Genomic DNA, 24,647 nt, shown 5'->3' with positions numbered 1-24,647 from the left:
TTGGTGAGCCAGTTCGAATGGCTGGTTGCGGGGGCCCTGGGGTACGGAGGCAGCGGATTCGAAGCTGCGCTGTGCGGCAAGAGCTCGGGGGCCCACAAGTCCGGTGAGCCGGTAATGCCGCCAGAGGGGAGTCAGCCGGCGGGCATCGACCACGATGAGGTCGGGTCAACGCCAGACAACCAGCGCCCAACCTCCCCCGCCGGACTCCGAGCCCGAGTCGGCCCAGGCCCCGACCAGGGGCGTATCCTCGGCGGCGCCCACTGCTTCGAGTGCCGCCAGCGCGGGGTTGCTGGAGCTGCCGGTGACATGGAGGAGGAGTCGTCCGTGGCGGTGTACGTCACGCCCCTTCTCGGCGAGGGACCATACGGCGTCGGCGAGGGGATCGCCCTGGACGACGTCCGACGCGACATCGAACACGGCGGTCTGGTCGACAGCCGGGCCGAAAGCTGTGTCGAGCAGCGTCGTGTACTCCGTGACGTACGCGGAATCCGCTGCGGGAAGTAGGTGGCCGACTGCCTGGGAGGCTTCGTTGAAGGCGAGTGTCTCAGGGGTGATTTTGTAGCGTGGGGCGTGGCTTCGGAGTACGGCGAGGGCGACTGCTGCGAGGCTGCCGACCTGGGGCTCGATCCGCTCGGGGAGGTCGTTTCGGTCCAGTGCACGGATGGCCTGGGAGAGCAGTGGCACCCAGTCGGTGTGAGCCGGCGGCCAAGCGCCCGCCGCGACGGTCCACAGGGTCAACCGGACGATGAGCATGCGCTCTGGTGGTCCCAGGTGGGGAGCGAGGGCGACGAGGCGCTCCACCCAGCGCCGGTATCTACGGCGGACTTCCTGGTCAGCCTCCCGGAGGTCGGGCAGGGTGGCGGTGCTACTCGCTTCCGCGCCGGCTGCCTCGGGGGCGTGCTCTGCTGCCACGGCCTCCGCGTCGTCATCGTCGAGGGCGGCTTCGATGTCATCGATGAACCGCTCGTCCCAGGAGACGGGCAGCAGGTCCTGAAAGGGCGTGCTGATGTCGGTGGGCAGGGGTAGCCCCAGCGCGAAGTGCGTGAGCGTATGTCCGACGCGTCCGGCGCATTCGTCCAGATAGCGCTCCCAGCCGTCCTCGTCGCCGTCCAGTGGGGCCGTCGTGGCCGCACCGCCATTGCTGCTGCTCGCGGATACGCCCGCTGGGGTGGGGGTCGGTCCCGTACGGAGGCTTCCCAGGTCGCCCAGGAATCGTTCGGCGAGCCGGGGATCCGTGAACAGGTCGGGTGGCCGTGTCGTGGGGGCCTGGGACTGGGTCGGGGTGATTCGGCGCAGGGCGCGGTCAGGGTTGACGACGAACACGATGTTGCCCAAGCTCGGGACGCCGTCGCTGTTGACTGCGACCAGGCGCACACGGCTGCCCGCATCAGCAGGAGCCGTCACCGTCCGCGTGACTTGTCCGGATGGGATTTCGGCGATGCGCTCCCATGACTCCGGTGGTGCTGCCGCCTGAGACAACTCCAGGCGAGCGGTGTCGGGCAGAGGCCGGGCCATGCTGATCTCCAGGCCGTCCGATACGCGTAGAGCACCGAGCAGCAGCGGCCCCCTGCCGGCGACAGGGCGGGGAAGAGGCAGGGCCCCGTGCAGCCGGGCGGCGGGCTCGTCGGTGCCGTCCGGGAGGAGGGTGGCGGTGATGGGGGTGATGACGCCGAGTTCGCAGTTGCCGCCATCGCTCTGGGAAAGCAGCAGGGCCGCGGTGGAGAGGTTCGGGCTGCCGGTCAGGGCCCAACGCTGCCCTGCGGAGACCCACTCGACCAGTTTCCCGTGGCGGTAACGCTGGCCGTTGTCGCTGATGACGCGCCCGTCGTACTTCTTTACCAGAGCGGCGACCGACGGACCGTCGAGATCGCTGAGCCCGGGCTGGTAGGCGAGGGTGAACCGACTCGGACGGAATCGTTCGAGCAGCCGCCGCAGTGCCATCGAGCGCCGGTCGTAGAAGGGCGCGAACACGGCCAGTTCGTTGACGGGCCCCTGCGGCAGCTGATCGATGATCGGCGAACGCAGACTGCTGACGACGCGGACCTGTGGCGCGGTGGGTGTCCTGTCGCGGTGGAGCCGGTCCAGCAGTGCTGCGACCCGACCCAGCGCCTGGGGCACTCCGGCGGAGAACCTCACCTTTTCCGGGAGGGCGCGCAGCCATGCCGACAGTTCCGGAACCGCGGTGGGACTCTGCTCGCCGTCCACCCGCAGAACCGTCCACAGTTCGGCGTTGGCCTGCCACCCGGCCAGCGTGGTGTTGCCGGAGCCGAGAGCGATGGTGGCGTGCTCCGGTCCGACGAGGACTATCAGCTTGGGATGGAACGCGGGACCGTGGGCGTACGCCAGACCTGCCAGGTAGCTGCGGCCAGCCCGCCGGACGGAGCGGGGGTCGTTCCGGGTCATGGAGACGTCCCCCGCCACGGTGACGCGTGCGCCGGTGGCCTGGGTGACGCCGAGGGCGACCTCCTCGAAGAATCCGAGATCGGCGGTGAAGCTGAGGAAGAGTGCTTCCTCCAGGCTCCGCCCGCCCGTGCGCTCCTCGTCGAGGATGAGGGTCAACGGGGAGGCGAAAGCGGTTGGTGGCTCCACCACTCCCGGCGCTGGTGCGGTCTCAGTCAACGAGAGCCCTCCCGCTACTGGTCACCGACCAGTGCTGGTCGTGGTAGTGCAGTACGCCGCAGGTGGCTAGAACGGTCCCGAGCTGGTCCAGCCGTAGCCCGACGTCCCCGCGCCCCTCTTGGCTCGTCCGGTACAGTAGCCCGCCCCGTTCGTGCAGCCGGGTCGGTAACCACAGTGTGCCGTCAGCGCGTCTGCGGGCCTTGGCCAGCGCGATCCGCTGCGACCGCGCCACCAGGTCGTAGGTGAGTCGGCGGGCGACATCGCGCAGTTTCATGGGCCGCGCCTCGTCAAGCCGCCGCTGGACCCATTCCGGGCCGAGCTCGACACCGCGCTGGCCCAGAAACGCGTCCCGGACCCGACCGGTGAGTTCGTCCACCCGACGGGCACTGGTGGCGAGCACCCGCAGTTCGACGAGGGGCAAGGAATCACCCGCCCATCGCAGGTCGTGCTCGGCGGGCAACGGCGCTCCGGTCGTGCTCTTCGTCGCGGGAAGGGAGGACAGGAACGCGTCCACCGTCATGTCGGGAAGCTCCGCGGCGAAGCGGTCGGCCACTTCCTCAATCGGCACCAGCCCGTCAACCTGCTCCACGAGCCAGGACCACAGGCGGCGCCACGCTCCGACGGAGTAGTTGCGCAGCACCACTCCGCGCCAGGCCCCGGCCGCTTCGATGTTGCTGGTCACAGGATCGGTGGTCAGGAAGTCACCGAAAGCGAGCACGTGGCCGATATCGCGGGTGAAATACCGGACGGGATGTGTGGCGACCACACGAGTCAGAAGCTGAATCGTCTGTCGTCGTGTTGCCGAGCGGAGGCCTGCTTCGGCCGGTGCACCGGGCTCGCACAGAAGATTCGCCAGCCACGCCCCGTCAGGATGCTCACCGCCCACGCACACGCACAGCCGGTCCCCGAAAGGGGCGAGATCATCCACGTTCAGCGTGTCTTCTGCGGCCAGTTCGAGCAACCCGCCCAGTCCGGCTCGTAGTGCTGCGGTCTCAAGCCGCGGTCCGGGAACCGGCATGGGCCCTGCACCGAGGATGCCGAGCGCGACCTCGGATCTGGCGTACGGTGCCCAGAACCCCCACGAGTTGCCCACGTAACCGTTCTTGCCCGGGGCCTCTGCTTCGGACATGGTGACCGACCCGGAGTGCAGCCGCCGGGCAAGGGCATCGACCCCATGAGCACGCGGCAGCCACTCCAGAGCCTGCGGATGATGCGCGAACGACACGGCGGCCAACGCCACTTCCGCGCGGCGCAGCAGAGTCTGGGCGGCCGGGACCGTCAGGTCTTCCGCGTCGGCTTGCGCCGCGACCAGCCCGTGCAGAGCGTAGTAACGCGCATGCGGAGTCAACGTGGTCACCCCTGGCACCAGGTGATCGACCATGCGCCCCACATGCCGCTCCACCGAGAGCGGATAACGGCCCGCGGCGACGTCCAGTCCGGGGCGGCTCCAGCCGGGTCCCTCTACACGCCCCAAGGCGGTTCCGCGCAGTCCTGGGGTGCCTATCTGCTCAGCCATCGGACCGGAAAGAGCCAACCGGAAACCGGTTGGTGACTCTTACTGAGTACGCGAGTTGACTTCCCGGTTCGGGCGGTACCACCATTGTCGTGCGCCATTCCTTCGCATCTGGCGCACCCGTACGCGTTTCTCCACAACCGGTATTCCCCGACTCGTCAACGTAAGCGAGCAACATGAGTAAATGTTCCCCTGCTGGAGCGGACAGCGCCACCCTAAATGTGTCTTGGTGCACACTTGGTGGCATCAAGGCCGGTCTGAGTGCGCGTGGCCCCCTATTCGGTCCCCCAATGCAAAACGCCGGTTCCAGTGGAACCGGCGTTTTGGCTGGTCGGGGTGGCGGGATTTGAACCCACGACCTCTTCGTCCCGAACGAAGCGCGCTACCAAGCTGCGCTACACCCCGAAGCAACGTTGCTAAGTCTAGCTGACTCCCGGGGCCGTTCGTACATGGATTTCGTGGCGCCGGTGAGAAGGCGGTGTGCCCGCTGTACTGCCCCGGGGCGAAGGGGCACACCACCCGAACCGAGGATCAGGGCGCGGCCACGAGGTCCAGGAGGGAGGCCTCCGGACGGCAGCAGAACCGCACGGGGGCGTAGGGGGAGGTGCCCAACCCTCCCGAGACGTGCAGCCACGAGGCGCCGTTACGGCTCAGCCCCCAGGCGCGGCGGCGGTCGATCCCGCAGTTCGTGACCAGGGTGCCGTAGAACGGCATACAGATCTGACCGCCGTGGGTGTGCCCGGCCAACAGCAGGTCGTAGCCGTCTGCGGTGAAGCGGTCGATGTTGGCGGGCTCCGGGGAGTGCATCACGCCCAGACGCAGGTCCGCGGTGCGGTCGGCCGGCCCGGCGACCTTCTCGTAGCGGTCCAGCTTGATGTGGGAGTCGTGGATCCCGGCGACCGCGATGTTCGCGGTGCCCGCCTTGACGTGCCCCTTGTGGTTGTTCAGGTCCAGCCAGCCCGCGTCCGACATCGCCGCGCCCAAATCCCGCCAGGGCAGGTCGGGGACGGTGCGCTTGTTGTAGTCGGTCTTGCTGCTCCGCCACAGGTAGCGCGCCGGGTTCTTCAACTGGGGCGAGAACAGGTCGTTGGAGCCGTAGACGAACAGTCCGGGCCGGTCCAGCAGGGGGCCGAGGGCATCGATGAACGGTGCGACGGAATCGGCGCTGGCCAACGAATCGCCGGTGTTCACCACGAGGTCGGGTTCGTAGGCGTCCAGGCCGCGGATCCAGTCCATCAGCATCCTGCGTCCCGGTGTCAGGTGTGCGTCCGACAGGTGCAGCACCCGTACCCGGTCGCTTCCCGGGGCGAGGATCGGTATTTCGTAGCGTCGCAACCGAAACCAGTTCCGTTCGATGACGGAAGCGTAGGCGAGCCCCGCCACCCCCACCGCACCGGTGACCGCCGCCGCGCGACCGATCGTCCGCAGCGTCTTTCCCGTCCTGCCCGAAGGCCGCGCACCTGTCATGCCACGATCGTGCCAGACCGGCGGAACCCCCGAGACGGTTGAGCTGAAACCGGTGGAAGAAACTGTCCGGAATTCACGGACGTGCTGTGGCGCAGCGGTTCGGAGGAAATAATCGCTCCGCGCCCGCCACCGGGAAACCCTATGATCGCTTGCATGGCCGAATTCAAGTCCCGCCTGAAATCCGACCTCACCACCGCCATGAAGGCGCGTGACGACGTACGGACCCGGACCCTGCGCATGGTGCTCACCGCGATCTCCAACGAGGAGGTCGCCGGTACGTCCGCCCGTGAGCTCAGCGACGACGACGTCGTCAAGGTGATCGCCCGCGAGGCCAAGAAGCGCAAGGAGGCAGCAACGGCGTTCGACCAGGGCGACCGTCCCGAGAAGGCCGCTGCCGAGCGCGCCGAGGGCGAGGTGTTGGCCGGTTACCTTCCCGCGCAGTTGGGCGACGACGAACTGGCCGCGTTCGTGACCGAGGCCATCGCCGAGACGGGGGCCGCGGGCGCCGGTGACATGGGCAAGGTCATGAAGGTCGTCAACCCCAAGATCGCCGGCCGCGCCGAGGGAGGCCGGGTCGCGGCCGAGGTGCGCAGGCAACTGGCCTGAGCCGCCGGAGCATCGCGTCTCCCACGACGAACGCCCGGGGCGGGTCAACCATGTGGTTGACCCGCCCCGGGCGTCGTACAGGCTGTCCGCGTCCTAGAACATGGGCAGCATCACCGGAACGACGTCGGGTTCACGCCCGTGCGTCCACGGGGTACCCGCCCCCGGGAAGCCGGCCGCGGTGTCGCCTCCGCCGCCGTTGCTCAGGAAGACGTTGACGGCAGCGCCTTCCGGCAGCCGGGTGCCGGGGTTGGGGTTCACCGCCGCGACCGTGCCCTGGGCCTGGTCGGAGCGAATCGGGGTCTCGGACACGTTCACCCGGTACCCGGCCGCCTCCAGTGCCGCCACGGCCGAGTCGCGCTGTTGCCCGACCACGTTGGGCACGCCCCCCTGGTCGCTCGTGGGCTGCGCCGCCGCGGGCGAGGGCTCGGGGGCGGGCGGGGCCGGCTCGGAGGTGGAGCCGAACCGCGACGGCGATCGGGAGAAGTTGTCCGCGTCCAGCTTGTCGATGGACCCCTGCATGGTCTCGCGCCAGATCGGTCCCGGAATGGTCGCGCCGTAGACCGTGCCGAAGTAGCGTCCGCCCAGGGTGATGTTGCGCAGGGGGTGCTGGTTGGGGCCGCGGGGGTCGCCCACGAACACCGCGCCCGCGAGGTTGGGGGTGTAGCCGGCGAACCAGGCGCTGGCGGAGCCGTCGGTGGTGCCGGTCTTGCCCGCGACCGGACGGCCGATTCCGAGGCTGGAGGCCGTGCCGCCGTTGAAGGTCTGCTGGAGCAGGTAGTTCACTCCGTCGGCGGTCTCCTTGGAGATCCGACGCTCGCAGTCGCTGTCCAACTCGATGGTCTTGCCGGACTGGCGGTCGTCGATCTTGGTGATGGCCTGCGGCTTGCAGTAGACGCCCCGCGCAGCGAAGGTGGCGTAGGCGTTGGCCACGCTCATCGGCGAGACTTCTTCGCTGCCGAGGGTGAAGGAGTTGTTGCTCTGGGTGTTGTCGTTGTCATAGCTCTGGCCGTCGGCGCGGGTGACCCCGAGCTTCTCCGCCATCTTGATGACGTTGCACAGTCCCACGCGCTTCTGCAAATGGGCGAAGTAGGTGTTGGCCGACGCCTTGGTGCCCGAGACCATGTTGTGGGTCGTCGCCCCCTTGCTCTCGCTGGAGTTGCTGAGGCTCCACGATGCGAGCGGGGCGCCGTTGCAGTTCTTCTGGCCGGTGATGGTGGTGCTGCTGCCGGAGGTGAAGGACGTGCTGTAGGGCATCCCCTGGTCGAGGGCCGCGGCCAGCGTGATCGCCTTGAAGGTCGATCCGGCCTGGAAACCGCTGCTTCCACCGCGGTCGGCGTTGGTGGCGAAGTTGATCGAGGTCTCGCCGATCTTGCTTTCGTCGGGACCGTAGTTGCGGCTTTGGGCCATCACCCGGATCTGGCCGGTGCCGGGCTCCAGGAAGACCTCGGCGGCGACCTTGCGCGACTCGTTCTTGCGCGGCACCCACTTGTCCACGGCCTTCTGCCCGGCGGCCTGCATGTCGGGGTCGAGGGTCGTGTGGATCTGCAGGCCGGCCGTGCGCAGCCAGCGGGCGCGCTCGGTCTCGGTCTCGCCGAACTTGTCGCTCTTCTCGATCTCCTGGATCACGTAGTCGCAGAAGAACGGCTGCTTGCTGGGTACGCAGCCGTTGCTCTGCGTGCTGATGTCCAGTTTCAGCTCGGTGCCCTTGAACTCGTCGGCCTCCTCCTGCGTGATCGACTCGGTGTTGACCATGCGGTCCAGCACGACGTCGCGGCGCTCCGTGGCCTGCTCGGGGTTGAGCCTCGGGTTGTAGAGCTCGGGATAGCGCACGAGTCCGGCCAGTGTGGCGGCCTCACCGAGGTTGAGCTCGCTGGCGGGCTTGCTGAAGAAGTGCTGGGCTGCGGACTCGGCTCCGTAGGCGCCGTCGCCGAAGTAGGCGATGTTGAGGTAGCCCTCGAGGATCTCGTCCTTGGACATCTTCTCTTCGAGGGAGACCGCGTAGCGCAGCTCCCGGACCTTGCGCGACAGCGTGGTCTCGCGGGCCTCGGCCTGTGCGGCCTCGGAGGTGGTGCCCTCGATCAGTACGTTCTTGACGTACTGCTGGGTGAGTGAGGAACCGCCCTGGGTGCTGCCGCTCACCGTGCGCAGTGCGGCGCGGAACGTGCCGGAGATGTCGAGGCCGCCGTGCTCGTAGAACCGGCTGTCCTCGGTGGAGATGATGGCGTCGCGCATGACCGGCGCGACGTCGTTGACCTTGACCAGTTCGCGGTTGCGGTCGTAGATCTCGGCGATCACGCCGCCCTCGACGTCGTAGATGACCGAGCGCTGCGGGGGAGGCGGGGTTTCGAGCTCACTGGGCATGTTCAAGAAGCCTGTCGCGACATTGCGCGCAGTGATGCCCAACCCTCCCATCGCTGGTAGGGCGAGTGCGGCTACGAGTACGCCCGCAACAATGCCCACGCCGAGCAGCTGACCGATTTTCTGCAGCAATGTCCCCTGACCCACCCGTCCAGACTACGTGTTGACCGCAAGGAATCCAGTCCCGAACCGCCGGGGGAGAGCGTGCTTGCTCTCCTTTTCGGCTGTGTCATAAACCATCAACCTGAGGGTCATCTTTTCATGATCGCCGTCTCCTCAGGAGACGGCCTCGTACCGACGACTCGTCACCCTCAGTGGGGTCGGAGCGGTCTGTTGCCCCTAACGGGGATGGCCCAACCGGACTACGCCGGAAATGGGCCGAATGGGGCCTGTTGGCCGCAGGCGGCGGCCCGTAGTTTCTTCACCAGCAAAGACGTAAGGAGCAGTACCTCCGATGAGTGGACCACGCCCTGGTGGTCCACCTGCCGCGACCGTACCTTTCCAAACGGCCGTGGCGTCAGACCCGACGACGCAGTGCCATCGCGCGGTCGTCGGAGGCGCGTGATGATCGTGGGAGTGGGGCAGATGCGGATCACGGACTGGACCACCGAGGCCGTGTGCCGCAAGGCCGACCCCGACGCGCTCTTCGTGCGGGGGGCCGCACAAAAACGTGCCAGTCGCATCTGCCGGGGCTGCCCCGTGCGCACCGAGTGCCTGGCCGACGCGTTGGACAACCGCGTCGAGTTCGGTATCTGGGGAGGCACCACCGAACGCCAGCGGCGCGCGCTGCTGCGCCGTCGTCCTGAGGTTACCTCCTGGTGGAAGCTGCTGGACGGGGCCCGCCGCGAACACCGTGGAGACGAAGCCACCGGTATCGAGACGCTCCTGGCCGGCTGAACGGGTCTCCCCGCTCAAGCCCCCTGGTCGCAGCCGGGGGCCGCGGTGTCCGCCAGCGATTCGCCGATTTGGCGCAAACCGGCCAAATCGTGGATGTCCTCGGGGCGGGCCGGGACTTCGGTAAGCCCGATCGCGGGATGCGCCGCGCTGAAGCGTTGCCGCATCTGCGACTCCCGCGCCTGCAACCGGACGCGCTCGGTGTGCAGTCGCAGCGCAGCTGCCGCCAACGGGTTGTCCCCGGACCGTTCCAGCGATTGGGCCGCGGCCTCGCTTTGTTCCGCCGACAGCAGGGGCACCGACGAACGGTGGGTGCGGTTCAGCACCATTCCGGCGAGCGGCATTCGTTCGGCGGCCAGCCGCTCCACGAAGTAGGACGCCTCCCGCAGCGCGTCGCTCTCGGGGATCGCGACGACGATGAACGCTGTTCCCGGTGCCTGGAGCAGCCGGTAGGTCTGGTCGGCGCGCTCCTGGAACCCGCCGAAGACCGCGTCGAAGGCCGTCACGAAGGTCTGTACGTCCTTGAGCAGTTGCGCGCCGAGAACCTTGCCGATCACTCCGGTGACCATGCCGAGTCCCGCGCCCAGGAGCCGGAAAGCGCGGCCCCCGGTCTTGGCCGGCGCGCCCAGGAACTTGATGAGTCGGCCGTCCAGGAACCGTCCGAGCCTTTTCGGCGCGTCCAGAAAGTCCAACGCGGATCGGCTCGGTGGAGTGTCCACGATGATCAGGTCCCACTCGTCGCGCCTGCGCAGCTGCCCGAGCTTCTCCATCGCCATGTACTCCTGCGTCCCCGAGAAACTCGACGACAGCGATTGGTAGAAGGGGTTGGCCAGGATCTGCGCGGCCCGCTCAGGGTCGGCGTGCGCTTCGACGATCTCGTCGAAGGTGCGCTTCATGTCCAGCATCATGGCGTGCAGCGATCCCTTGGCCGTGGCCTCCAGGGGAACCGGTCGAGGGGTGTTGTCCAATTCGGTCAACCCCAGCGACTGGGCGAGGCGGCGTGCAGGGTCCACCGTGATCACCACGGTGTGCCGGCCGCGCTCCGCGGCACGCAGTCCCAGTGCCGCGGCCGTCGTGGTCTTCCCCACCCCGCCGGAGCCGCAGCACACCACGATCCGGGTCGCAGGGTCGTCCAACAGCGCGTCCACGTCGAAGGGCGGTGTCCGGGCGTCCGCCATCACGCGGCCCCCTGCTCCCGCAACACCCCGGCCAGCCGGTGCAGCCCCGGGAGGTCGAGATCGCCGGTGATGAGCGGCAGTTCGTAGCACGGTCGGGCCGCCTCGTTCAGGCGCTCGCGCACCTCGGCTTCCATACGGACCCGGCGTGCGTGCTCGACGAGTTCCCCGGAGAGGGCACCGGCCAACTGTCCTGCGTCCTTCAGCCCGGCCGACTTGAGCCCTTGGGCAAGTGCCTCGGTGTCAACGTGTTGCTCGGCCGCGGCAGCCAGCGCCCCGGGAGGCAGCAGAGGATCGCGAACCATGTTGACCATGATCCCTCCGATCCCCAGTCCCACTTCGCTCACCTGCGCGATCCCGTCCAGACACTCCTGCACCGGCATCTCCTCCAGGATCGTGACGAAGTGCACCCTGGTCTCGGGGGAGCGGATGACCTCCATGACCCGGTCGGCGTGGTTGCGGATCGGCCCCACTCTGGCCAGCCCCGCCACTTCGGCGTTGACGTTCAAGAACTGCGCGATGCGGCCGGTGGGCGGGGCGTCGAGGACCACAGCGTCGTAGACGAACGGTGCCTTGGCGGTGTCGCGTCGTGCGCCGCGGTCCTTCCTTGTCCTGGCCCGGCGGCGTACGGCTTCGGTGGCCTTGCCGGTCAACAGGACGTCGCGCATGCCGGGCGCGATGGTGGTGGCGAAGTCCACCACCCCGAACCTGGTCAGCGCCTGCCCCGCGCGGCGCATCCCGTAGAACATCTCCAGGTAGTCCAGGAGGGCCGCCTCCGCGTCCACCGCCAAAGCGTGCACGTCGCCACCGCCCACGGCGGTGGCGACCCTGCGCTCCTCGTAGGGCAGCGCAGGGCAGCGGAACAGCTGTGCGATGCCTTGGCGTCCCTCCACCTCGACCAGCAGCACCTTCTTGCCGCCCGAGGCCAGCGCCAGGGCCAGTGACGCCGCCAGCGTCGTCTTGCCGGTGCCCCCCTTGCCCGTGACGACGTGGAGGCGTACCCCGTCCCAATCGCGATCACGTGCACTCACGCAACGGATTTTATGCGTGACGGCTGTAGGACCTTCGGCCACACCCTCCTCTTGGCGGGGCGCGCTCCGCGGCGGAGTGGTCGGTCGGTCGGGAAAGCGGCGGGGGCACTCGGTAAGGTTGCGCTCATGACGAAGTGGGAGTACGCGACCGTGCCGCTGTTGTCGCACGCGACCAAGCAGATTCTGGACAACTGGGGAGAGGATGGTTGGGAGCTCGTTTCGGTGATCCCCGGTCCCTCTGTGGACGGTGACCCGCGCAACCAGCAGTTGGTCGCCTACCTCAAGCGGGAGAAGTGACGATGGGGACTCCCGAGGAGCGTCTCGCGGGCCTCGGACACGCGATTCCGGAGGTCGCCAAGCCGGTCGCCGCCTACGTGCCCAGCGTGCGCAGCGGCGACTACGTCTACACCTCGGGGCAACTGCCGATGGTGTCCGGGACGCTCGCCGACACCGGCAAGGTCGGAGCCCAGGTGACGCCGGAGCGCGCCAAGGAGCTGGCCGCGCTGTGCGCGTTGAACGCCATCGCGGCGGTCAAAGCCGAGCTCGGTGAGCTGTCCCGGGTCAAGCGCGTCGTGAAGGTCGTCGGTTTCGTGGCCAGCGATCCGTCCTTCACCGGGCAGCCCCTGGTGATCAACGGCGCCAGCGAGCTCTTGGGCGAGGTCTTCGGGGAAGCCGGGGTGCACGCTCGAAGCGCGGTGGGTGTGGCGGTGCTTCCGCTGGACGCACCCGTCGAGGTCGAGCTCATCGTCGAGGTCGCATAGCCGTTCGGCGGGTGAACCGCTCCATAAGCGCATAAGACCCGGGAGGGCGTCCGTGCCAGCGAATCTTCCGCAAGGCCAGCGAGGGGCGCGCCCCCCGGGCACCGAAGCGCTCACCGTCAACCTCAGCGGGCCGCCCGGTGCGGCGGCCCGCCACCTCGGCGGCGGGGACGCGGTCTCCGCCCGGGTCCGTGATGTCATCGCCGGCCGGGTCGATCCGGTCCCCGCCCGCGACGCGGCCACCGTGATGTTGGTACGCGGGAACGACGAGAACCCACTTGAGGTGTATCTGCTGCGGCGGGCCCCCTCGATGCCTTTCGCCCCCGGTGCCTACGTCTTTCCCGGCGGCTCGGTCAACGAGCGCGACACCGACCACACGATCCGTTGGGCCGGCCCCCCGCCGGGGGAGTGGGCCCGCAGGCTCGACGTGGCCGAACCACTGGCCCGTGCGCTGGTCTGCGCCGCGGTGCGCGAGACCTTCGAGGAATCGGGGGTGTTGCTGGCCGGGCCGTCCGGCGGCGAAGTCGTGGCCGACACCCGCGGTGACGACTGGGAGGTCGATCGCCGCGCCCTCGTCAACCACTCGCTGGCGTTCTCCGAGTTCCTCGACCGCCGCGGTCTGGTCCTGCGCTCCGACCTGCTGCGCGAGTGGTCGCAGTGGATCACCCCCGAGGTCGAGCCGCGCCGTTTCGACACCCGGTTCTTCGCCGCACTGCTGCCGCAGGGCCAACAGACCCGTGACGTCGGCGGGGAGGCCGACCGGGTCGCCTGGATGCGCCCCGAAGAGGCAGTGCGCGCCTGGCGCGCCGGCGGGCTTGCCATGTTGCCGCCTACTGTCGCCGGCCTCAACGATCTCGCCGCCTGTGCCACACCGCAGTCGGTCCTGGCCGCCAAACGCCGGATCGTCCCGATCCTGCCCGAACTCCGTGAGGTGGACGGCCGGATCACGCTGATCGTTCCCGACGGTATCGACTACCCGCTCTGACCCCCAGCAGTTGTGACGTCGCCAAGTGAGGTGCGATGAGGATCGACGGTTCCGGAACCCTGCGCGCGAGCTGTGTCCTGTGTCCCAATCCGGGGCCGATGACACTCGAAGGCACCAATACCTGGGTCCTGCGCGAGCCCGGTGCCAGGGGCGTCATCGTGGTCGATCCGGGCCCGCACCACGAGCGGCACCTGGAACGGGTGGCCCGCATGGTGCAGGAACAGGGGGCACAGGTGACCACCACGCTGCTCACCCACCAGCACCCCGATCATTCCGAGGGAGCACGCTACTTCTCCGAGCTCACCGGTTCCCCGGTACGCGCCGTCGATCCGGCGCAGCGCATCGGAGGAGCGGAGTTCACCGACGACGAGGTCATCGAGGTCAACGGTCTGGAACTGCGTGCCCTGCTGCTGCCCGGGCACACCCGTGACTCCGTCGGTTTCCACCTGCCGGCCGACGACGTAGTGCTCACCGGGGACACGGTGCTGGGCCGCGGGACGACGGTGATCGCAGACGACGGGGACCTCGGTGAGTACCTGGGCTCGCTGGCGCGGCTGCGCGACCTGGTGGCCGCGGCCGATGTGCGTGCCCTGCTGCCAGGACACGGTCCGATCTGCACGGAGCCGCTCACCAAGCTCAACGCCTACATCAGGCACCGCGAGGAGCGGCTGGGGCAGATCCTCGACGCTGTAGCGGCCGGAGACGGCTCCACAGCGGAGATCGTGGCCCGGGTGTACGCGGAGGTGGACGAGGCGGTCCTGGACGCTGCTGCGTCGTCCGTGCGCGCACAGCTGCGTTATCTGGTCGAGCGTGGCGACGTGCCGGCCGCGGTGTTGGCGCACTAGCACCTCCCGACGACGACGGGCCCGGCCAGAAGGCCGGGCCCGGTCAATCGTGTGCGGTGCTCAACGAGCCCGGCGACGCATCCGCTCGATGTCGAGCAGCACGACGGCCTTGGCCTCGATGCGCAGCCATCCGCGCAGTGCGAACTCGGCCAGGGCCTTGTTCACCGTCTCCCGGGAGGCGCCGACCAGCTGGGCGAGTTCTTCCTGGGTGAGGTCGTGATGGACGTGCAGGCCGTCCTCGCCCTCCTTGCCGAAGCGCTCGGCGAGATCCAGCAGCGCCTTGGCGACGCGGCCGGGAACGTCGGTGAAGACGAGGTCGGCCATCACGTCGTTGGTCCTGCGCAGTCGGGTCGCCAGCGACTTCAGAAGGTGAACGGCCACCTCCGGCTGCTGGGAGATGAAGGGGCGCAGATCGTCATGGCCCAGTCCGGCCAGGATTGCGTCGGTCACCGCCACAGCGCTGGCCGTACGCGGGCGTGGGTCGAACAGTGACAGCTCGCCGAACATCTCGCCCGGGCCGAGAACGCCGAGCAGATTCTCGCGGCCGTCGACCGCCGTCCGGGTGAGTTTCACCTTCCCGGCGAGGATCACGTACAGGCGGTCGCCCTCGTCGCCCTCGGAGAACAGGGTCTGCCCTCGACCCAGCCGCACCTCGCTGATCGTGGCGCGCAGTGCGGCGGAGCCGTCCTCGTCAAGCGCCTCGAACAGGGGTGCCTTGCTCAGCACCTCGTTGGTTTCGTCCACCAGTTCCTCCTTGCAGCCTGACCGTCAACAGTGTGACGCATATCGCACCACCTGTGAAACCGGCTCGTTATCTCGGTTTGCCGTCCGGTGGACGATCACGCCCGTCACAGCCGACGTCAGCCCTCATGATCCTAATTGTTCCAGGGTTCCTATGCCCGCTAGGCCCGCCGTTGGCGCCGGACAACCCAACGATGGGATGTGTCAGCGGGCAGGACCGGCCGCACGGGACCGATTTGCCGACGGGGTCCGTAGGCTGGGCAGCGTGCCCCGTGACGTACCCGAAGCCCCCGCCACGCCCGCTTCCGTGGAGCGCGCCACCCCAACGGGTGAGACGCGTCTCGCACTAGTGCGACGTTCCCGACGAATCAACCGGGAATTGGCCCTGCTCTATCCCGATGCGCACTGTGAGCTTGATTTCACCGACCCGCTGGAACTCCTGGTCGCCACCATTCTCTCTGCCCAATGCACCGACAAACGCGTCAACAAGGTCACTCCGACCTTGTTCGCGCGCTATCGCGACGCAGCCGACTACGCCGGCGCCGACCGCACGGAGTTGGAGAAGATCATCCACTCCACCGGTTTCTACCGGGCCAAGGCCAACAGCATCATCGGACTGGGGCAGCGGTTGTGCGCCGAACACGACGGCGAGGTGCCCGGACGCCTCGACGACCTCGTGCGCCTGCCCGGGGTCGGACGCAAGACCGCCAACGTGGTGCTGGGCAATGCGTTCGGAGTCCCGGGCATCACTGTGGACACCCACTTCGGCCGGTTGGTCCGGCGGTTCAAGATGACCGACGCGACCGATCCGGTGAAGGTCGAACACGAGATCGCCGCGTTGTTTCCGGCCGGGGACTGGACGATGCTGTCGCACCGACTCGTCTGGCACGGGCGACGCGTCTGCCACGCCCGTCGGCCCGCCTGCGGGGCGTGCGGGGTGGCCAAGCTCTGCCCTTCCTACGGAGAGGGACCGGTGGAGCCCGAGACCGCTGAGGCCCTCGTGCGGCCGGGGCCGTTCTCATGATCCCGCCGGACTGGATCACCTCGTTGTACGAGGCCGCGCGCACGATGCCGGTGCCGAAGGTCCTGCGCCCCCCGGCCGTCGGGGGCCGGGACTCGGCCGTCCTGGTGCTGTTCGGTGAGGGCGAGGAGGGGCCTGACGTCCTGCTCATCCAGCGCAACACCGGGCTGCGGCGCCACTCCGGCCAGCCCGCGTTCCCGGGCGGCGCGATCGACCCGGCCGATTCCGGGGCGCTGGAGTGCGCGCTGCGCGAGGCCGAGGAGGAGACCGGCGCGGTCCGCGCAGGGGTGCACGTCCTCGGGAGCCTCCCCGAGCTCTACATCCACCGCACGGGTTTTCGGGTCACTCCCGTCATGGGCTGGTGGCACACCCCCTCCGAGGTGCGTCCGGTGGACGTGGGGGAAGTCGCCTCGGTGGCACGGGTTCCCATTGCCGAACTCGCCGATCCGGCCAACCGGTTGCGCACGCGCCACCCCGATGGCTCCACCGGTCCCGCGTTCCGGGTCCAAGGAATGCTGGTATGGGGCTTTACCGCAGGAATACTCAGTCAACTGCTTGTATTGGGCGGATGGGAACGGCCATGGCCGGCAGGCGGGGCCGACGAGTTGCTTGACGTGCTTACCCTGGTCGGAGCCGACGGCGACAGAACCACCCCCTGAAAGCATCAACGGGATTGGAGAGGGCGTGCTAGACGCGATCCTCGGCGTACTCGTTGTGGTCTTCGCCGTGTCTGGGTACCGGCAGGGCTTCATCGTCGGGGTGCTGAGCTTCGCCGGCTTCATCGGTGGCGGAGTGCTCGCCGCGCTCGGTGCTCCGGCCTTGATCCAGATGCTCGTGAACGACCCCACACAACAGGCACTACTGGCCATTTCGGTGGTCTTCCTGTCCGCTGCACTGGGCCAGTTCCTGGCCTCCTACCTGGGGGCGTTGATCCGCAACCGGGTCACGTGGGACTCCGCCCGGGTCGTGGACGCGATGGGCGGCGCAGTGGTGAGCGGCCTCTCGGTCCTGCTCGTCACCTGGCTGATCGGTAGCGCGGTCGCCAACTCCGCGATCCCCTTCGTCACCACCCAGGTGCAGAACTCCCGGGTGCTGCACGCGGTGGACTCCGTCATGCCCGACTCCACGCACATGTGGTTCGCCACTTTCCGCAAAATCGTGGACCAGAGTGCGTTCCCCCAGGTCTTCAGTGGTCTGGGGTCCAGCGAACCGGCGGAGGTCGCCGAGCCCGACCCGGCCGCGCTGACCACCAGCGAGCTGCGCTCCGCGAGCCAGAGCGTCGTCAAGGTGCTGGGCACCGCTCCGTCCTGCCAGCGCAGGGTGGAGGGGACCGGTTTCGTTTACGCCGAGGACCGGATCATGACCAACGCCCACGTCGTCGCGGGTGTCCAAGAGGACCTGCGGGTGGTGACCAGGGACGGACGACGTATCCCCGCCACGGTCGTGCTCTACGACCCCCAGCAGGACATCGCGGTTCTGGACGCCCCGGGCCTGGGACTGACCCCCCTGGAGTTCGAGTCCGCCGCCCAGAAGGGCGACGACGCGGTGGTGGCCGGCTTCCCGCGCAACAACGGGTTCACCGTCGTACCGGCCCGCATCCGCGCCCAGCAAACCGCGCAGGGGCCCGACTTCTACCACTCCCAGCAGGTCAGCCGGGAGATCTACCAGGTGCGTGCGGTGGTCCAGCCGGGCAACTCCGGTGGTCCGTTGCTCTCGCCCGAGGGCACCGTCTACGGCGTCGTCTTCGCCGCGGCGACCAACGACCAGGAGACCGGCTACGTCCTCACCGCTGACGAGGTCGCGGCGAACGCGGCGGCCGGCAGCAGCGCGACCGCGCCGGTGTCCACGCAGAAGTGCGACTGATCCTTCCCGTACTCCTGGGCAGGTCGGTCGTGCAGGTGGGCCCGTCCGGCCCGGTCCCGTTCGGGGCAGGGCCGGACACGACAACGGGCGCCTCCGGGGGGAAGCGCCCGCTTGTTGGGATGAAGACCCGTTCTAGACGATGCTGTTGCCGTCCTCGGGGTCGGGACCGCCCAGTGGCCAGCTCATACGGACCACTGTGCCGATGTCGCCCGGCTCGATGGCGACCTCGTCGGCGAGCCCCAGGATGACGGCCAGGCCGACATCCGGAGAGAGGCCGGAGACGCCACCCGCGGGGGTGTGCACACCGAGGTAGGCGTGCGAGTCGCCGGTCAAGCCGTCCAGGAGCGCGGTGTCCGTGGGCTCCTTGGCGGGAGCCCGGTCGGAGACCACTACCTCGAACCGGCCCGAACCGCTGCCGTTCACCCGGTCGGTGACCGAGCCCGGCCGTGACCCACCGGGGGGAGGGCCGGCACTGTCGATCAGTTCCAGCTGGATCGGCTGCTCGGGGCAGTGCGCGCGGTGGGCTTCCACCGCGCGTGAGCATGCTTCCCCGACCGCCAGACGAACCTCATCGAGGGTTGACTCAGCGATGCCCGCGCGCCGCGCGACGGCCGTGGCCATGAGTCGCGCGGTACGGACATGTGCGGGCAGCGCACTGATGGTGAGCTGGACGATTGCCATCGCTCGTGCTTACGTGACTACTTCGACTTACGGTTGTCGATGGCGTCCTGCACCGACTCGTAAATGCCGAAGACTTTGGTGAGACCGGTGATGCGGAAGATCTTGAGAATCCGCTCCTGGGTGCACACCAGGTCAAGGGTGCCGTCGTGCGCGCGGACCCGCTTGAGGCCGCCCACGAGCACACCGAGGCCCGTCGAGTCGAGGAACTCCACCTTCTCCATGTTCACCACGAGGTGGAAGTTGCCCTTGTTGACCAGGTCGATGAGCAGTTCACGCAGCCGCGGCGCGGTGTAGACATCGATTTCACCTTCGACGACAACGATCTCGGTGTCGTTCTCGGTGTAGTGATCAAGCTTCAAATCCACTAGTCCTCCAGCGCCGAACCGCGAAAAAACGCGAGTGATCTCTGCCGGGCGTTACCCCACAGGGCGGCATTCAACCACGCCTGGCCTTGCTGTCTGCGTGCTGTGCACAAGAAAATCACGCCACCGCGCTGGTCTTCCCCCAGGTGCGAGACTGAAACCGTTGTCCATCAGCCGCCGTTTCTGGGAGACGAGTGCGCGCACCGGGTGAAAGGGTGTTCGGGGTGAACCGCTGGGAACCACTCCTCCAACGGTTGTGGCGTGACCATACCCGCCCCTCGCGAGTGACACATGTGCAGCGCCTGCCGCGCCGCCCCGGGGTGAGCGAGGACTGGCCCGATTGGGCGGAGACCTCACTTGTGGAGCGAATGGTCGAGGCAGGGGTGACCGCTCCCTGGACACACCAGGTGGATGCGGCGAACCTCGCCCACGCGGGCGACAACGTGATCATAGCCACCGGCACCGCCTCCGGAAAGTCGGCGGCGTTCCTTCTGCCGTGCGCGACCGCGGTCGCCGATGGGCATACCGTGCTCTATCTCTCACCCACGAAAGCCCTTGCCGCAGACCAGCTCCGGGGTGTGGCAGACCTGGCGCTGCCAGGAATGCGCGCGGCCACGTACGACGGGGACACCGCAGGGGAGGCGCGGTCCTGGGTTCGGGCGCACGCCAACTACGTGCTCACCAATCCCGATATGCTGCACCGGGGCATCCTGGCCCGCCACGGTGCCTGGTCCGGCTTCCTGCGACGATTGCGCTACGTGGTGGTGGACGAGACACACCATTACCGGGGCGTGTTCGGCTCGCACGTGGCACAGATCCTGCGCCGGCTCAGGCGGGTCTGCGCCCGCTACCGCTCCGAGCCGGTATTCATTCTGGCGTCGGCGACCGCGGCGGCTCCCGCCGAAAGCGCCCGACGCCTCACCGGACTGCCGGTCACCGCGGTGACCAGTGATGCTTCACCCCGTCCCGCACTGAGCTTCGCCTTGGTCGAGCCGGAGTTGACCGGGGAAACGGGGGAGAAAGGCGCGCCGGTGCGCCGCACCGCCACCGCGGAGGCCGCCGACCTGCTCGCCTCATTCGCTCGTGAGGGGGTGCGCACGCTGGCGTTCGTGCGCTCCAGGCAGGGCGCGGAACTGGTGGCGATGTCGGCCCAGCGCGCACTGGTGGATGCCAAGGCCCACGACCTGGTCGATCGGGTCGCTGCCTACCGCGGTGGCTATCTCTCCACTGACCGGCGCGCGTTGGAGGCCGCTCTTCGCTCCGGGGAACTGCTGGGGCTGGCCAGCACCAACGCGCTGGAGCTCGGGGTTGACGTCACGGGACTCGACGCCGTGCTGCTGACCGGGTGGCCGGGGACACGGGCTTCCTTGTGGCAGCAGGCCGGACGGGCCGGACGCGGCGGCGCGGACGCCCTCGCGGTCTTCATCGCCCGTGACGATCCGCTGGACACCTATCTGGTGCACCATCCCGATGCCGTCTTCGGGCAGCCGGTCGAGGCGACCGTGCTGGATCCGGACAACCCCTACGTCCTCGGTCCCCACCTGTGCGCGGCGGCGTCCGAGCTTCCGCTCACGTCCGACGACCTGGAAATTTTCGGGCCCGCAACGGAGGGCGTCCTGGCCGACCTGGTCAACCGCGCACTGTTGCGGAGACGCCCCAGGGGATGGTTCTGGACGCGCCGTGACCGTGCGTCCGACCTCGCCGATATTCGGGGATCGGGCGGTCCGCCCGTCCAGATCGTGGAGACCGGTACAGGACAGCTGTTGGGCACCATCGACGAGGCCGCTTCCCACTCCAGTGTTCACGACGGCGCGGTCTACCTGCACCAGGGACTCACCTACGTGGTGGACGGGCTCGATCTGGAGGACGGGGTCGCGCTGGTGCGTGCCGAGAATCCCGAGTACAGCACCTGGGCCCGCGAGGTCACCGAGATCGAGATCCGCGCGACTCTGCGTACGGAGACCTGGGGTGCGGCCAACGTCAGTTTCGGAGAGGTACGGGTGGGTCGAGAAGTGGTGGCCTACCTCAAACGCGACATCCGGACCGGCTCCGTGTTGGGGGAGCAACCGCTGGAACTGCCCGAGCGCATCCTGCACACCCGGGCCGTGTGGTGGACGGTCGGCCGGGAGACGGAGGAGAAGCTCCTGGCCGAGGGGGTGGAATTGCGTGGTGCCGCCCACGCCGCCGAACACGCCGCGATCGGTCTGCTCCCGTTGTTCGCCACCTGTGACCGCTGGGATATCGGCGGTGTGTCCACCGCCCTGCACGCGGACACCGGCCTGCTCACGGTCTTCGTCTACGACGGCCATGAGGGCGGGGCCGGATTCGCGGAACGGGGGTATGCGGCGGCGCGCGCCTGGCTGGGCGCGACGCGCGCCGCCATTGCCGGCTGCGAGTGCTCCGAAGGCTGCCCGTCGTGCATCCAGTCGCCCAAATGCGGCAACGGTAACGAGCCGTTGAGTAAACCGGGTGCGTTGCGTCTGCTGGATGTGCTGCTCGAAGGACAGGGGAAGGCCGGCGGGTAGTTGTCCGGCGGTAGGGGCGGCGTGCGTCGATGTTCTGGCGGTCCTGGTGAAGCCGGCGGATGCTTTTCGTATGCTCGCAGGCGGTGTTGTCGGGCCCGGCTTCTCGGGCCGGCCGCCTGAACCGATCAGTCATCCCCGGGCCCTGCGCCGGCCCCGGTACCGGGGAGGGAAACGCGGTAGCCCGATGCTGAGCCGCAGGGCCAGGAAGAGACAGGCTGCCGCCAGCAGTGCCCATGAGGAGACGGTTCCCGCGATGGTGAGCGCGGTGGCGGCCGGCTCTGCCGGTGGAAGGTACCCGTAGCGCACCCCGGCCATGGATTCCTTATGGGGTGCTGGAGCGTCTCTTGGAGCGGCTCCGTGGCCGATGCCCGGGGGGTGGGCGGAGGGGGTGCTGAGGGCGGGCGGAGGCGAGGGGGTGATGCGGGCTGCGGGAGAAGCGGAGGAACCGGTTCCGGAGGGGGACGCATCCGCCTGTTGGGAAGGGGGTGGGCCGGCCCGGGATGCGCCGGCCTCGTCGGTCGCACGGGACGGGGTCGTGTGGGGGACAGGAGCCGCGGACGCTGTGCGATGCGGGGGGTCGGCAGTAGCCGCTGTGCTCCGTGACGGAATCGGGGTGGGGCCTTCTACGTCCCGCACGATCGGTGGACGGGGACGTTCCGGTTGGGCGGAGGCGTCTTCGTGACGGGGGTCCCCGCCCCTGAGCGAGGAGCGGGACAGTTCCACCGAACGGCCGTCCTCGGTACTGACCGAGATCCTGTCCTTCCCGACGGTGATGCGGCCGCTTGGGTCGGAGACGGTGAAGGCGCAGCAGCAGAAGAGGACGGTGACTGTGGTGGCGGTTGCCGCCAGTCGGCGGGCGCGGATCGAGAGGGGCATGGTGACTCCGATCGGTGTCCGTGAGGGCGCAGGGCCGGACTGCGCCGGGGGAGCGGTTCGTTGAAGGAGCAGGCGAAGGCTTTAGCGGTGGGTAAACGTGATTGCCCAGCGGCTGTATCCACTGGGCCGGCGCGAGCTGTGGCCGATACCCGGTGGCGGGGCCATAGCCGGACCGCCACTGCCACCTCGACGGTCACCGTGAGCGAGGACAGGGTGCAGTCGGTCAGGCGTGCGTCGTTGGCTTCAGCGGTGCTTTGGGCCCGGGCGCAGGCCGAGGCCGCCCCTCGTGCGGCTGCTCCCGCGCCGGCGATCGCCGCGAGATCGGCCGCGGCGACCGCTCGATGGCGGTCGGTGCGCACACTCAGTAGCGCGACCGAGGACAGCGCGGAGAACCAGAGCAACGCGCACAGCGTCAGGACCCAGACGGTGCCGGAGCCGTTGTCGCACGAGACGCCGCTGAGCCTTCTCACCGTCTTTCCGAGGGACGAGCCGCCCGACGACGCAGCACCCCGATTCCGGTGGCCTGCCGCAGCATTCGGACAGGGTGGCGCAGGAACATCCTCAGGACGACCCGGTACGGGCGTATCCGTATCCGGATGCCTCGTCGCAGAACCTCGCACAACGGGCGCTGGTAGTGCGGATCGTCGAAAGGGGACAGCTGGTTGCGTCGCATTGGGGGATTCCTCAACGGTGCGGTGCGGACAGGGAGGACTGGACGGACAGGCCGGGCGGAACGAGCCGGTGCGTCGTTGCACACGCCGCTTCTCACCGCCCGGGCTCGGTTGGTACGACCGCTGTGCCAACCGCGCTGGCCGGAGCCGGTAGGCCGGGAATGATGTGCACCGGGGCGGTGACCGACACCTCGACGGTTTCTCCGTTCCGGGAGAGGGCGATCTGCGCGTGCTCGGGGGCCAGCGAGGCGACGAGCGTGTGAATCACGGGTTCGGCGTCGCCCCGTGCCAGCGCGCGGGCACCGATCCTGGCGGCGTCAACGCATGTGAGGTGCACGGCCGCGGCATGCACCGCGGCGATCGCGACTCCCAGGACGAAGACCAGGCAGGGCAGGGACACCGCGATCTCTGCGGTGACCGTTCCGCGTTCCCGTCCGGGGCGGTCTCCGGGCGGACGGTGCCCGGAGACCGCCGGTCCGTGTGGGCGGCGGTACACCTCAGCCCCCGACCTGTAGGGCGCCGGTGACCAGGGTGGTCAGGGTGTCACGGACCTCGGAGCTGGTGAGGATGAGGTACAGAACCGCGGCGAACGCACAGGCTGTGACCGTGGCCAGTGCATATTCGGCGGTTGCCATTCCGCGCTCGCGGGTGCGAACGGGGAGGAGTAGCCGGTGCAAAAGAACGGTGACGGCAGACAAGGAATGCCTCCAAGCGGGGGTGGCTGGTAGGGCCTTGACAACCAGGGTGCGCCGGATGCGCGGTGTCGGAGGAAGGAATTTGATTTCTGTGGATAACTCGGTTCAGGAGCAGCAGGGGCGTGTCGGTCGCCTCCGCGCTGCTGGCGGCATGCTCACGGGGGTTCCCCCGCTGTCCGGGCCGGGGTGATGGAGGGGTCACACGTGGCCGTGCAGCCGGGCCTCAGCCCGAGACGAGGTCAACGATCAGGCCGGCAGCCAGTGGCACGACACCGATCAGTACGAATGCCGGAAGAAAGCACAGGCCGAGTGGTCCGACCACGGCAACCCCCACCCGTTGGGACCGCGTCAGCACGTTGACCCGAACGGTGCGGCGGCAGTCGGCCGCGTGCAGTTCGAGGACGTCCGCCAAGGGGGCACCGGTTCGGCTCGCTCGCGCCACGGCGCGGCCAAGCGCAGTCAGTTCCGGCGGGCCGTGCAATTCGTTCCATGCGTCGGCGGGTTCCGCACCGAGCCGGAGCCGGTGTGCCACGCCGCCCAGTACCTCTCCCAGTGAACCGCCGACCGATTCCGCGACGGCTTCCAACGCCTGCGTGGAATCGGAACCGGCACGCAGTGCGGCGACCAGCAGATCCACCACGATGGGCAGACTCGCCGTCCGAGGAGCCGAGGGCGAGGGGGAGGGCGCTCGCCCCAGCTTCCACCACGTCAGCGCCCCCAGGAACAGTCCTGGAAGCAGGCCCGGCCCCGCCCCGAGAAGCAGGCACAGCGTGGCGGTGGGAACTGCTGAGACGAGTATGCGTATCGCAGCCCCCGGAATGCGACGTCGCGTTGACCGGATCGGGGGCCCTCCCAGCATGGCGAGTCGGCGCTCGGCGGTTGAGCGGCCCCGATCCGCCAGCAAGAAACCGGCCAGACCGGCACATCCGATGATCACAGCGTCGAAGACGGTCATCAGGGC

Annotated in this window: 25 protein-coding genes and 1 tRNA gene; 10 read left to right on the top strand and 16 right to left on the bottom strand. The window is 68.7% G+C overall.

The genetic code is table 11. The annotated features are described in order from the left end of the window. Positions 1 to 165: 165 nt before the first annotated feature. The 4 genes from AC0VYP_RS23140 to AC0VYP_RS23125 form a co-directional block, all read right to left on the bottom strand. Entirely contained in the window at positions 166 to 2,619 is a 2,454-nt protein-coding gene (locus AC0VYP_RS23140) for a hypothetical protein (RefSeq protein WP_475471814.1), read from the bottom strand. After that, the gene (locus AC0VYP_RS23135) at positions 2,612 to 4,135 is read right to left on the bottom strand and encodes a hypothetical protein (protein ID WP_475471813.1); all 1,524 of its coding nucleotides are present in this window, start codon (positions 4,133 to 4,135) and stop codon (positions 2,612 to 2,614) included. Before AC0VYP_RS23135 ends, AC0VYP_RS23140 begins: the two co-directional genes overlap by 8 nt. A 325-nt stretch (positions 4,136 to 4,460) precedes the next feature. Continuing rightward, positions 4,461 to 4,537 (bottom strand) — tRNA-Pro (locus AC0VYP_RS23130). A 126-nt stretch (positions 4,538 to 4,663) separates the two neighbouring features. After that, a complete protein-coding gene (locus AC0VYP_RS23125) occupies positions 4,664 to 5,599 on the bottom strand; it encodes a metallophosphoesterase (RefSeq protein WP_285758211.1) in 936 nt (311 codons plus the stop codon). 153 nt (positions 5,600 to 5,752) lie between these two features. Here AC0VYP_RS23125 and AC0VYP_RS23120 point away from each other — a divergent pair, with 153 nt between their 5' ends. Beyond that, the gene (locus AC0VYP_RS23120) at positions 5,753 to 6,205 is read left to right on the top strand and encodes a GatB/YqeY domain-containing protein (RefSeq protein ID WP_285758213.1); all 453 of its coding nucleotides are present in this window, start codon (positions 5,753 to 5,755) and stop codon (positions 6,203 to 6,205) included. A gap of 93 nt (positions 6,206 to 6,298) precedes the next feature. Here the strand turns inward: AC0VYP_RS23120 and AC0VYP_RS23115 are convergent, their stop codons facing one another. Next, positions 6,299 to 8,695 (bottom strand): penicillin-binding protein, encoded by a 2,397-nt coding sequence (locus AC0VYP_RS23115; RefSeq protein WP_475471811.1) that lies wholly within the window; start codon positions 8,693 to 8,695, stop codon positions 6,299 to 6,301. Between the two features lie 453 nt (positions 8,696 to 9,148). On the opposite strand from AC0VYP_RS23115, the gene AC0VYP_RS23110 reads away from it, so the two are divergent. Further along, entirely contained in the window at positions 9,149 to 9,460 is a 312-nt protein-coding gene (locus AC0VYP_RS23110) for a WhiB family transcriptional regulator (protein WP_285758754.1), read from the top strand. 14 nt (positions 9,461 to 9,474) lie between these two features. Here AC0VYP_RS23110 and bagB read toward each other — a convergent pair whose 3' ends face one another. Both bagB and bagA read right to left on the bottom strand, forming a co-directional pair. Then, positions 9,475 to 10,635 (bottom strand): ATPase BagB, encoded by a 1,161-nt coding sequence (bagB, locus tag AC0VYP_RS23105; RefSeq protein ID WP_285758217.1) that lies wholly within the window; start codon positions 10,633 to 10,635, stop codon positions 9,475 to 9,477. Next, positions 10,635 to 11,663 (bottom strand): ATPase BagA, encoded by a 1,029-nt coding sequence (gene bagA, locus AC0VYP_RS23100; protein WP_285758219.1) that lies wholly within the window; start codon positions 11,661 to 11,663, stop codon positions 10,635 to 10,637. The genes bagB and bagA overlap by 1 nt, the downstream gene beginning before the upstream one ends. A gap of 126 nt (positions 11,664 to 11,789) precedes the next feature. On the opposite strand from bagA, the gene AC0VYP_RS23095 reads away from it, so the two are divergent. Genes AC0VYP_RS23095 through AC0VYP_RS23080 form a run of 4 tightly spaced genes read left to right on the top strand, consistent with a single transcriptional unit; the run spans position 11,790 to position 14,251 of the window. Next, complete coding sequence (locus tag AC0VYP_RS23095) at positions 11,790 to 11,960, top strand: DUF4177 domain-containing protein (protein ID WP_133739902.1); 171 nt, start codon at positions 11,790 to 11,792, stop codon at positions 11,958 to 11,960. A gap of 2 nt (positions 11,961 to 11,962) precedes the next feature. Beyond that, entirely contained in the window at positions 11,963 to 12,424 is a 462-nt protein-coding gene (locus AC0VYP_RS23090) for a RidA family protein (protein ID WP_285758222.1), read from the top strand. Between the two features lie 52 nt (positions 12,425 to 12,476). Beyond that, complete coding sequence (locus AC0VYP_RS23085; protein WP_475471809.1) at positions 12,477 to 13,406, top strand: NUDIX hydrolase; 930 nt, start codon at positions 12,477 to 12,479, stop codon at positions 13,404 to 13,406. A gap of 35 nt (positions 13,407 to 13,441) precedes the next feature. Next, entirely contained in the window at positions 13,442 to 14,251 is an 810-nt protein-coding gene (locus AC0VYP_RS23080) for an MBL fold metallo-hydrolase (RefSeq protein WP_475471807.1), read from the top strand. A gap of 60 nt (positions 14,252 to 14,311) precedes the next feature. Here the strand turns inward: AC0VYP_RS23080 and AC0VYP_RS23075 are convergent, their stop codons facing one another. Beyond that, positions 14,312 to 14,998, bottom strand: coding sequence for a Crp/Fnr family transcriptional regulator (locus tag AC0VYP_RS23075; protein ID WP_285758756.1), 687 nt, complete (start codon positions 14,996 to 14,998; stop codon positions 14,312 to 14,314). A gap of 259 nt (positions 14,999 to 15,257) precedes the next feature. On the opposite strand from AC0VYP_RS23075, the gene nth reads away from it, so the two are divergent. The 3 genes from nth to AC0VYP_RS23060 are packed head-to-tail and all read left to right on the top strand — an operon-like array spanning position 15,258 to position 17,876. Beyond that, on the top strand, positions 15,258 to 16,016 hold the full coding sequence (gene nth / locus AC0VYP_RS23070; RefSeq protein ID WP_475471805.1) for an endonuclease III: 759 nt from the start codon (positions 15,258 to 15,260) through the stop codon (positions 16,014 to 16,016). Further along, positions 16,013 to 16,672, top strand: coding sequence for an NUDIX hydrolase (locus AC0VYP_RS23065; protein WP_285758227.1), 660 nt, complete (start codon positions 16,013 to 16,015; stop codon positions 16,670 to 16,672). The genes nth and AC0VYP_RS23065 overlap by 4 nt, the downstream gene beginning before the upstream one ends. A 25-nt stretch (positions 16,673 to 16,697) precedes the next feature. Next, complete coding sequence (locus tag AC0VYP_RS23060; protein WP_285758228.1) at positions 16,698 to 17,876, top strand: MarP family serine protease; 1,179 nt, start codon at positions 16,698 to 16,700, stop codon at positions 17,874 to 17,876. A 132-nt stretch (positions 17,877 to 18,008) separates the two neighbouring features. On the opposite strand, the gene AC0VYP_RS23055 is transcribed toward AC0VYP_RS23060, so the two are convergent. Together AC0VYP_RS23055 and AC0VYP_RS23050 are read right to left on the bottom strand one after the other, a co-directional pair. After that, a complete protein-coding gene (locus AC0VYP_RS23055) occupies positions 18,009 to 18,557 on the bottom strand; it encodes an ATP-binding protein (RefSeq protein WP_285758229.1) in 549 nt (182 codons plus the stop codon). Positions 18,558 to 18,574: 17 nt separating this feature from the next. Then, entirely contained in the window at positions 18,575 to 18,922 is a 348-nt protein-coding gene (locus AC0VYP_RS23050; RefSeq protein WP_285758230.1) for an STAS domain-containing protein, read from the bottom strand. A gap of 221 nt (positions 18,923 to 19,143) precedes the next feature. Here AC0VYP_RS23050 and AC0VYP_RS23045 point away from each other — a divergent pair, with 221 nt between their 5' ends. Continuing rightward, positions 19,144 to 21,444 carry a DEAD/DEAH box helicase gene (locus AC0VYP_RS23045; protein ID WP_475471802.1) on the top strand — a complete coding sequence of 767 codons (2,301 nt, stop codon included), beginning with the start codon at positions 19,144 to 19,146 and terminating at the stop codon, positions 21,442 to 21,444. 129 nt (positions 21,445 to 21,573) lie between these two features. Here the strand turns inward: AC0VYP_RS23045 and AC0VYP_RS23040 are convergent, their stop codons facing one another. From AC0VYP_RS23040 to AC0VYP_RS23015, 6 genes are all read right to left on the bottom strand, one after another. Continuing rightward, positions 21,574 to 21,759: a hypothetical protein gene (locus AC0VYP_RS23040; RefSeq protein WP_285758232.1), complete on the bottom strand. Its 186-nt coding sequence runs from the start codon at positions 21,757 to 21,759 to the stop codon at positions 21,574 to 21,576. 308 nt (positions 21,760 to 22,067) lie between these two features. Beyond that, positions 22,068 to 22,790, bottom strand: coding sequence for an Rv3654c family TadE-like protein (locus tag AC0VYP_RS23035; protein ID WP_475471800.1), 723 nt, complete (start codon positions 22,788 to 22,790; stop codon positions 22,068 to 22,070). Further along, positions 22,787 to 22,993 (bottom strand): hypothetical protein, encoded by a 207-nt coding sequence (locus AC0VYP_RS23030; RefSeq protein WP_285758234.1) that lies wholly within the window; start codon positions 22,991 to 22,993, stop codon positions 22,787 to 22,789. The genes AC0VYP_RS23035 and AC0VYP_RS23030 overlap by 4 nt, the downstream gene beginning before the upstream one ends. A 92-nt stretch (positions 22,994 to 23,085) precedes the next feature. Continuing rightward, positions 23,086 to 23,487: a TadE family type IV pilus minor pilin gene (locus AC0VYP_RS23025; protein WP_475471798.1), complete on the bottom strand. Its 402-nt coding sequence runs from the start codon at positions 23,485 to 23,487 to the stop codon at positions 23,086 to 23,088. A 1-nt stretch (position 23,488) separates the two neighbouring features. Then, positions 23,489 to 23,668, bottom strand: a complete 180-nt coding sequence (locus tag AC0VYP_RS23020) for a DUF4244 domain-containing protein (protein ID WP_475474344.1) — start codon at positions 23,666 to 23,668, stop codon at positions 23,489 to 23,491. A 241-nt stretch (positions 23,669 to 23,909) separates the two neighbouring features. Next, positions 23,910 to 24,641 (bottom strand): type II secretion system F family protein, encoded by a 732-nt coding sequence (locus AC0VYP_RS23015; protein WP_475471796.1) that lies wholly within the window; start codon positions 24,639 to 24,641, stop codon positions 23,910 to 23,912. Positions 24,642 to 24,647 lie beyond the last annotated feature (6 nt).

This window comes from Nocardiopsis sp. iso_186, assembly GCF_056173365.1.
This window is presented reverse-complemented; position numbering and strand designations above follow the sequence as displayed.

What these genes read in the sequence shown, in the direction of transcription:
- AC0VYP_RS23030 (WP_285758234.1), bottom strand. Translation starts at nt 22,993, where the DNA reads ATGCGACGCAACCAGCTGTCCCCTTTCGACGATCCGCACTACCAGCGC.
- AC0VYP_RS23040 (WP_285758232.1), bottom strand. Translation starts at nt 21,759, where the DNA reads ATGGCCGGGGTGCGCTACGGGTACCTTCCACCGGCAGAGCCGGCCGCC.
- AC0VYP_RS23055 (WP_285758229.1), bottom strand. Translation starts at nt 18,557, where the DNA reads ATGGCAATCGTCCAGCTCACCATCAGTGCGCTGCCCGCACATGTCCGT.
- AC0VYP_RS23125 (WP_285758211.1), bottom strand. Translation starts at nt 5,599, where the DNA reads ATGACAGGTGCGCGGCCTTCGGGCAGGACGGGAAAGACGCTGCGGACG.
- bagB (WP_285758217.1), bottom strand. Translation starts at nt 10,635, where the DNA reads ATGGCGGACGCCCGGACACCGCCCTTCGACGTGGACGCGCTGTTGGAC.
- AC0VYP_RS23090 (WP_285758222.1), top strand. Translation starts at nt 11,963, where the DNA reads ATGGGGACTCCCGAGGAGCGTCTCGCGGGCCTCGGACACGCGATTCCG.
- AC0VYP_RS23095 (WP_133739902.1), top strand. Translation starts at nt 11,790, where the DNA reads ATGACGAAGTGGGAGTACGCGACCGTGCCGCTGTTGTCGCACGCGACC.
- AC0VYP_RS23080 (WP_475471807.1), top strand. Translation starts at nt 13,442, where the DNA reads ATGAGGATCGACGGTTCCGGAACCCTGCGCGCGAGCTGTGTCCTGTGT.
- AC0VYP_RS23120 (WP_285758213.1), top strand. Translation starts at nt 5,753, where the DNA reads ATGGCCGAATTCAAGTCCCGCCTGAAATCCGACCTCACCACCGCCATG.
- AC0VYP_RS23110 (WP_285758754.1), top strand. Translation starts at nt 9,149, where the DNA reads ATGCGGATCACGGACTGGACCACCGAGGCCGTGTGCCGCAAGGCCGAC.
- AC0VYP_RS23065 (WP_285758227.1), top strand. Translation starts at nt 16,013, where the DNA reads ATGATCCCGCCGGACTGGATCACCTCGTTGTACGAGGCCGCGCGCACG.
- AC0VYP_RS23015 (WP_475471796.1), bottom strand. Translation starts at nt 24,641, where the DNA reads ATGACCGTCTTCGACGCTGTGATCATCGGATGTGCCGGTCTGGCCGGT.
- AC0VYP_RS23135 (WP_475471813.1), bottom strand. Translation starts at nt 4,135, where the DNA reads ATGGCTGAGCAGATAGGCACCCCAGGACTGCGCGGAACCGCCTTGGGG.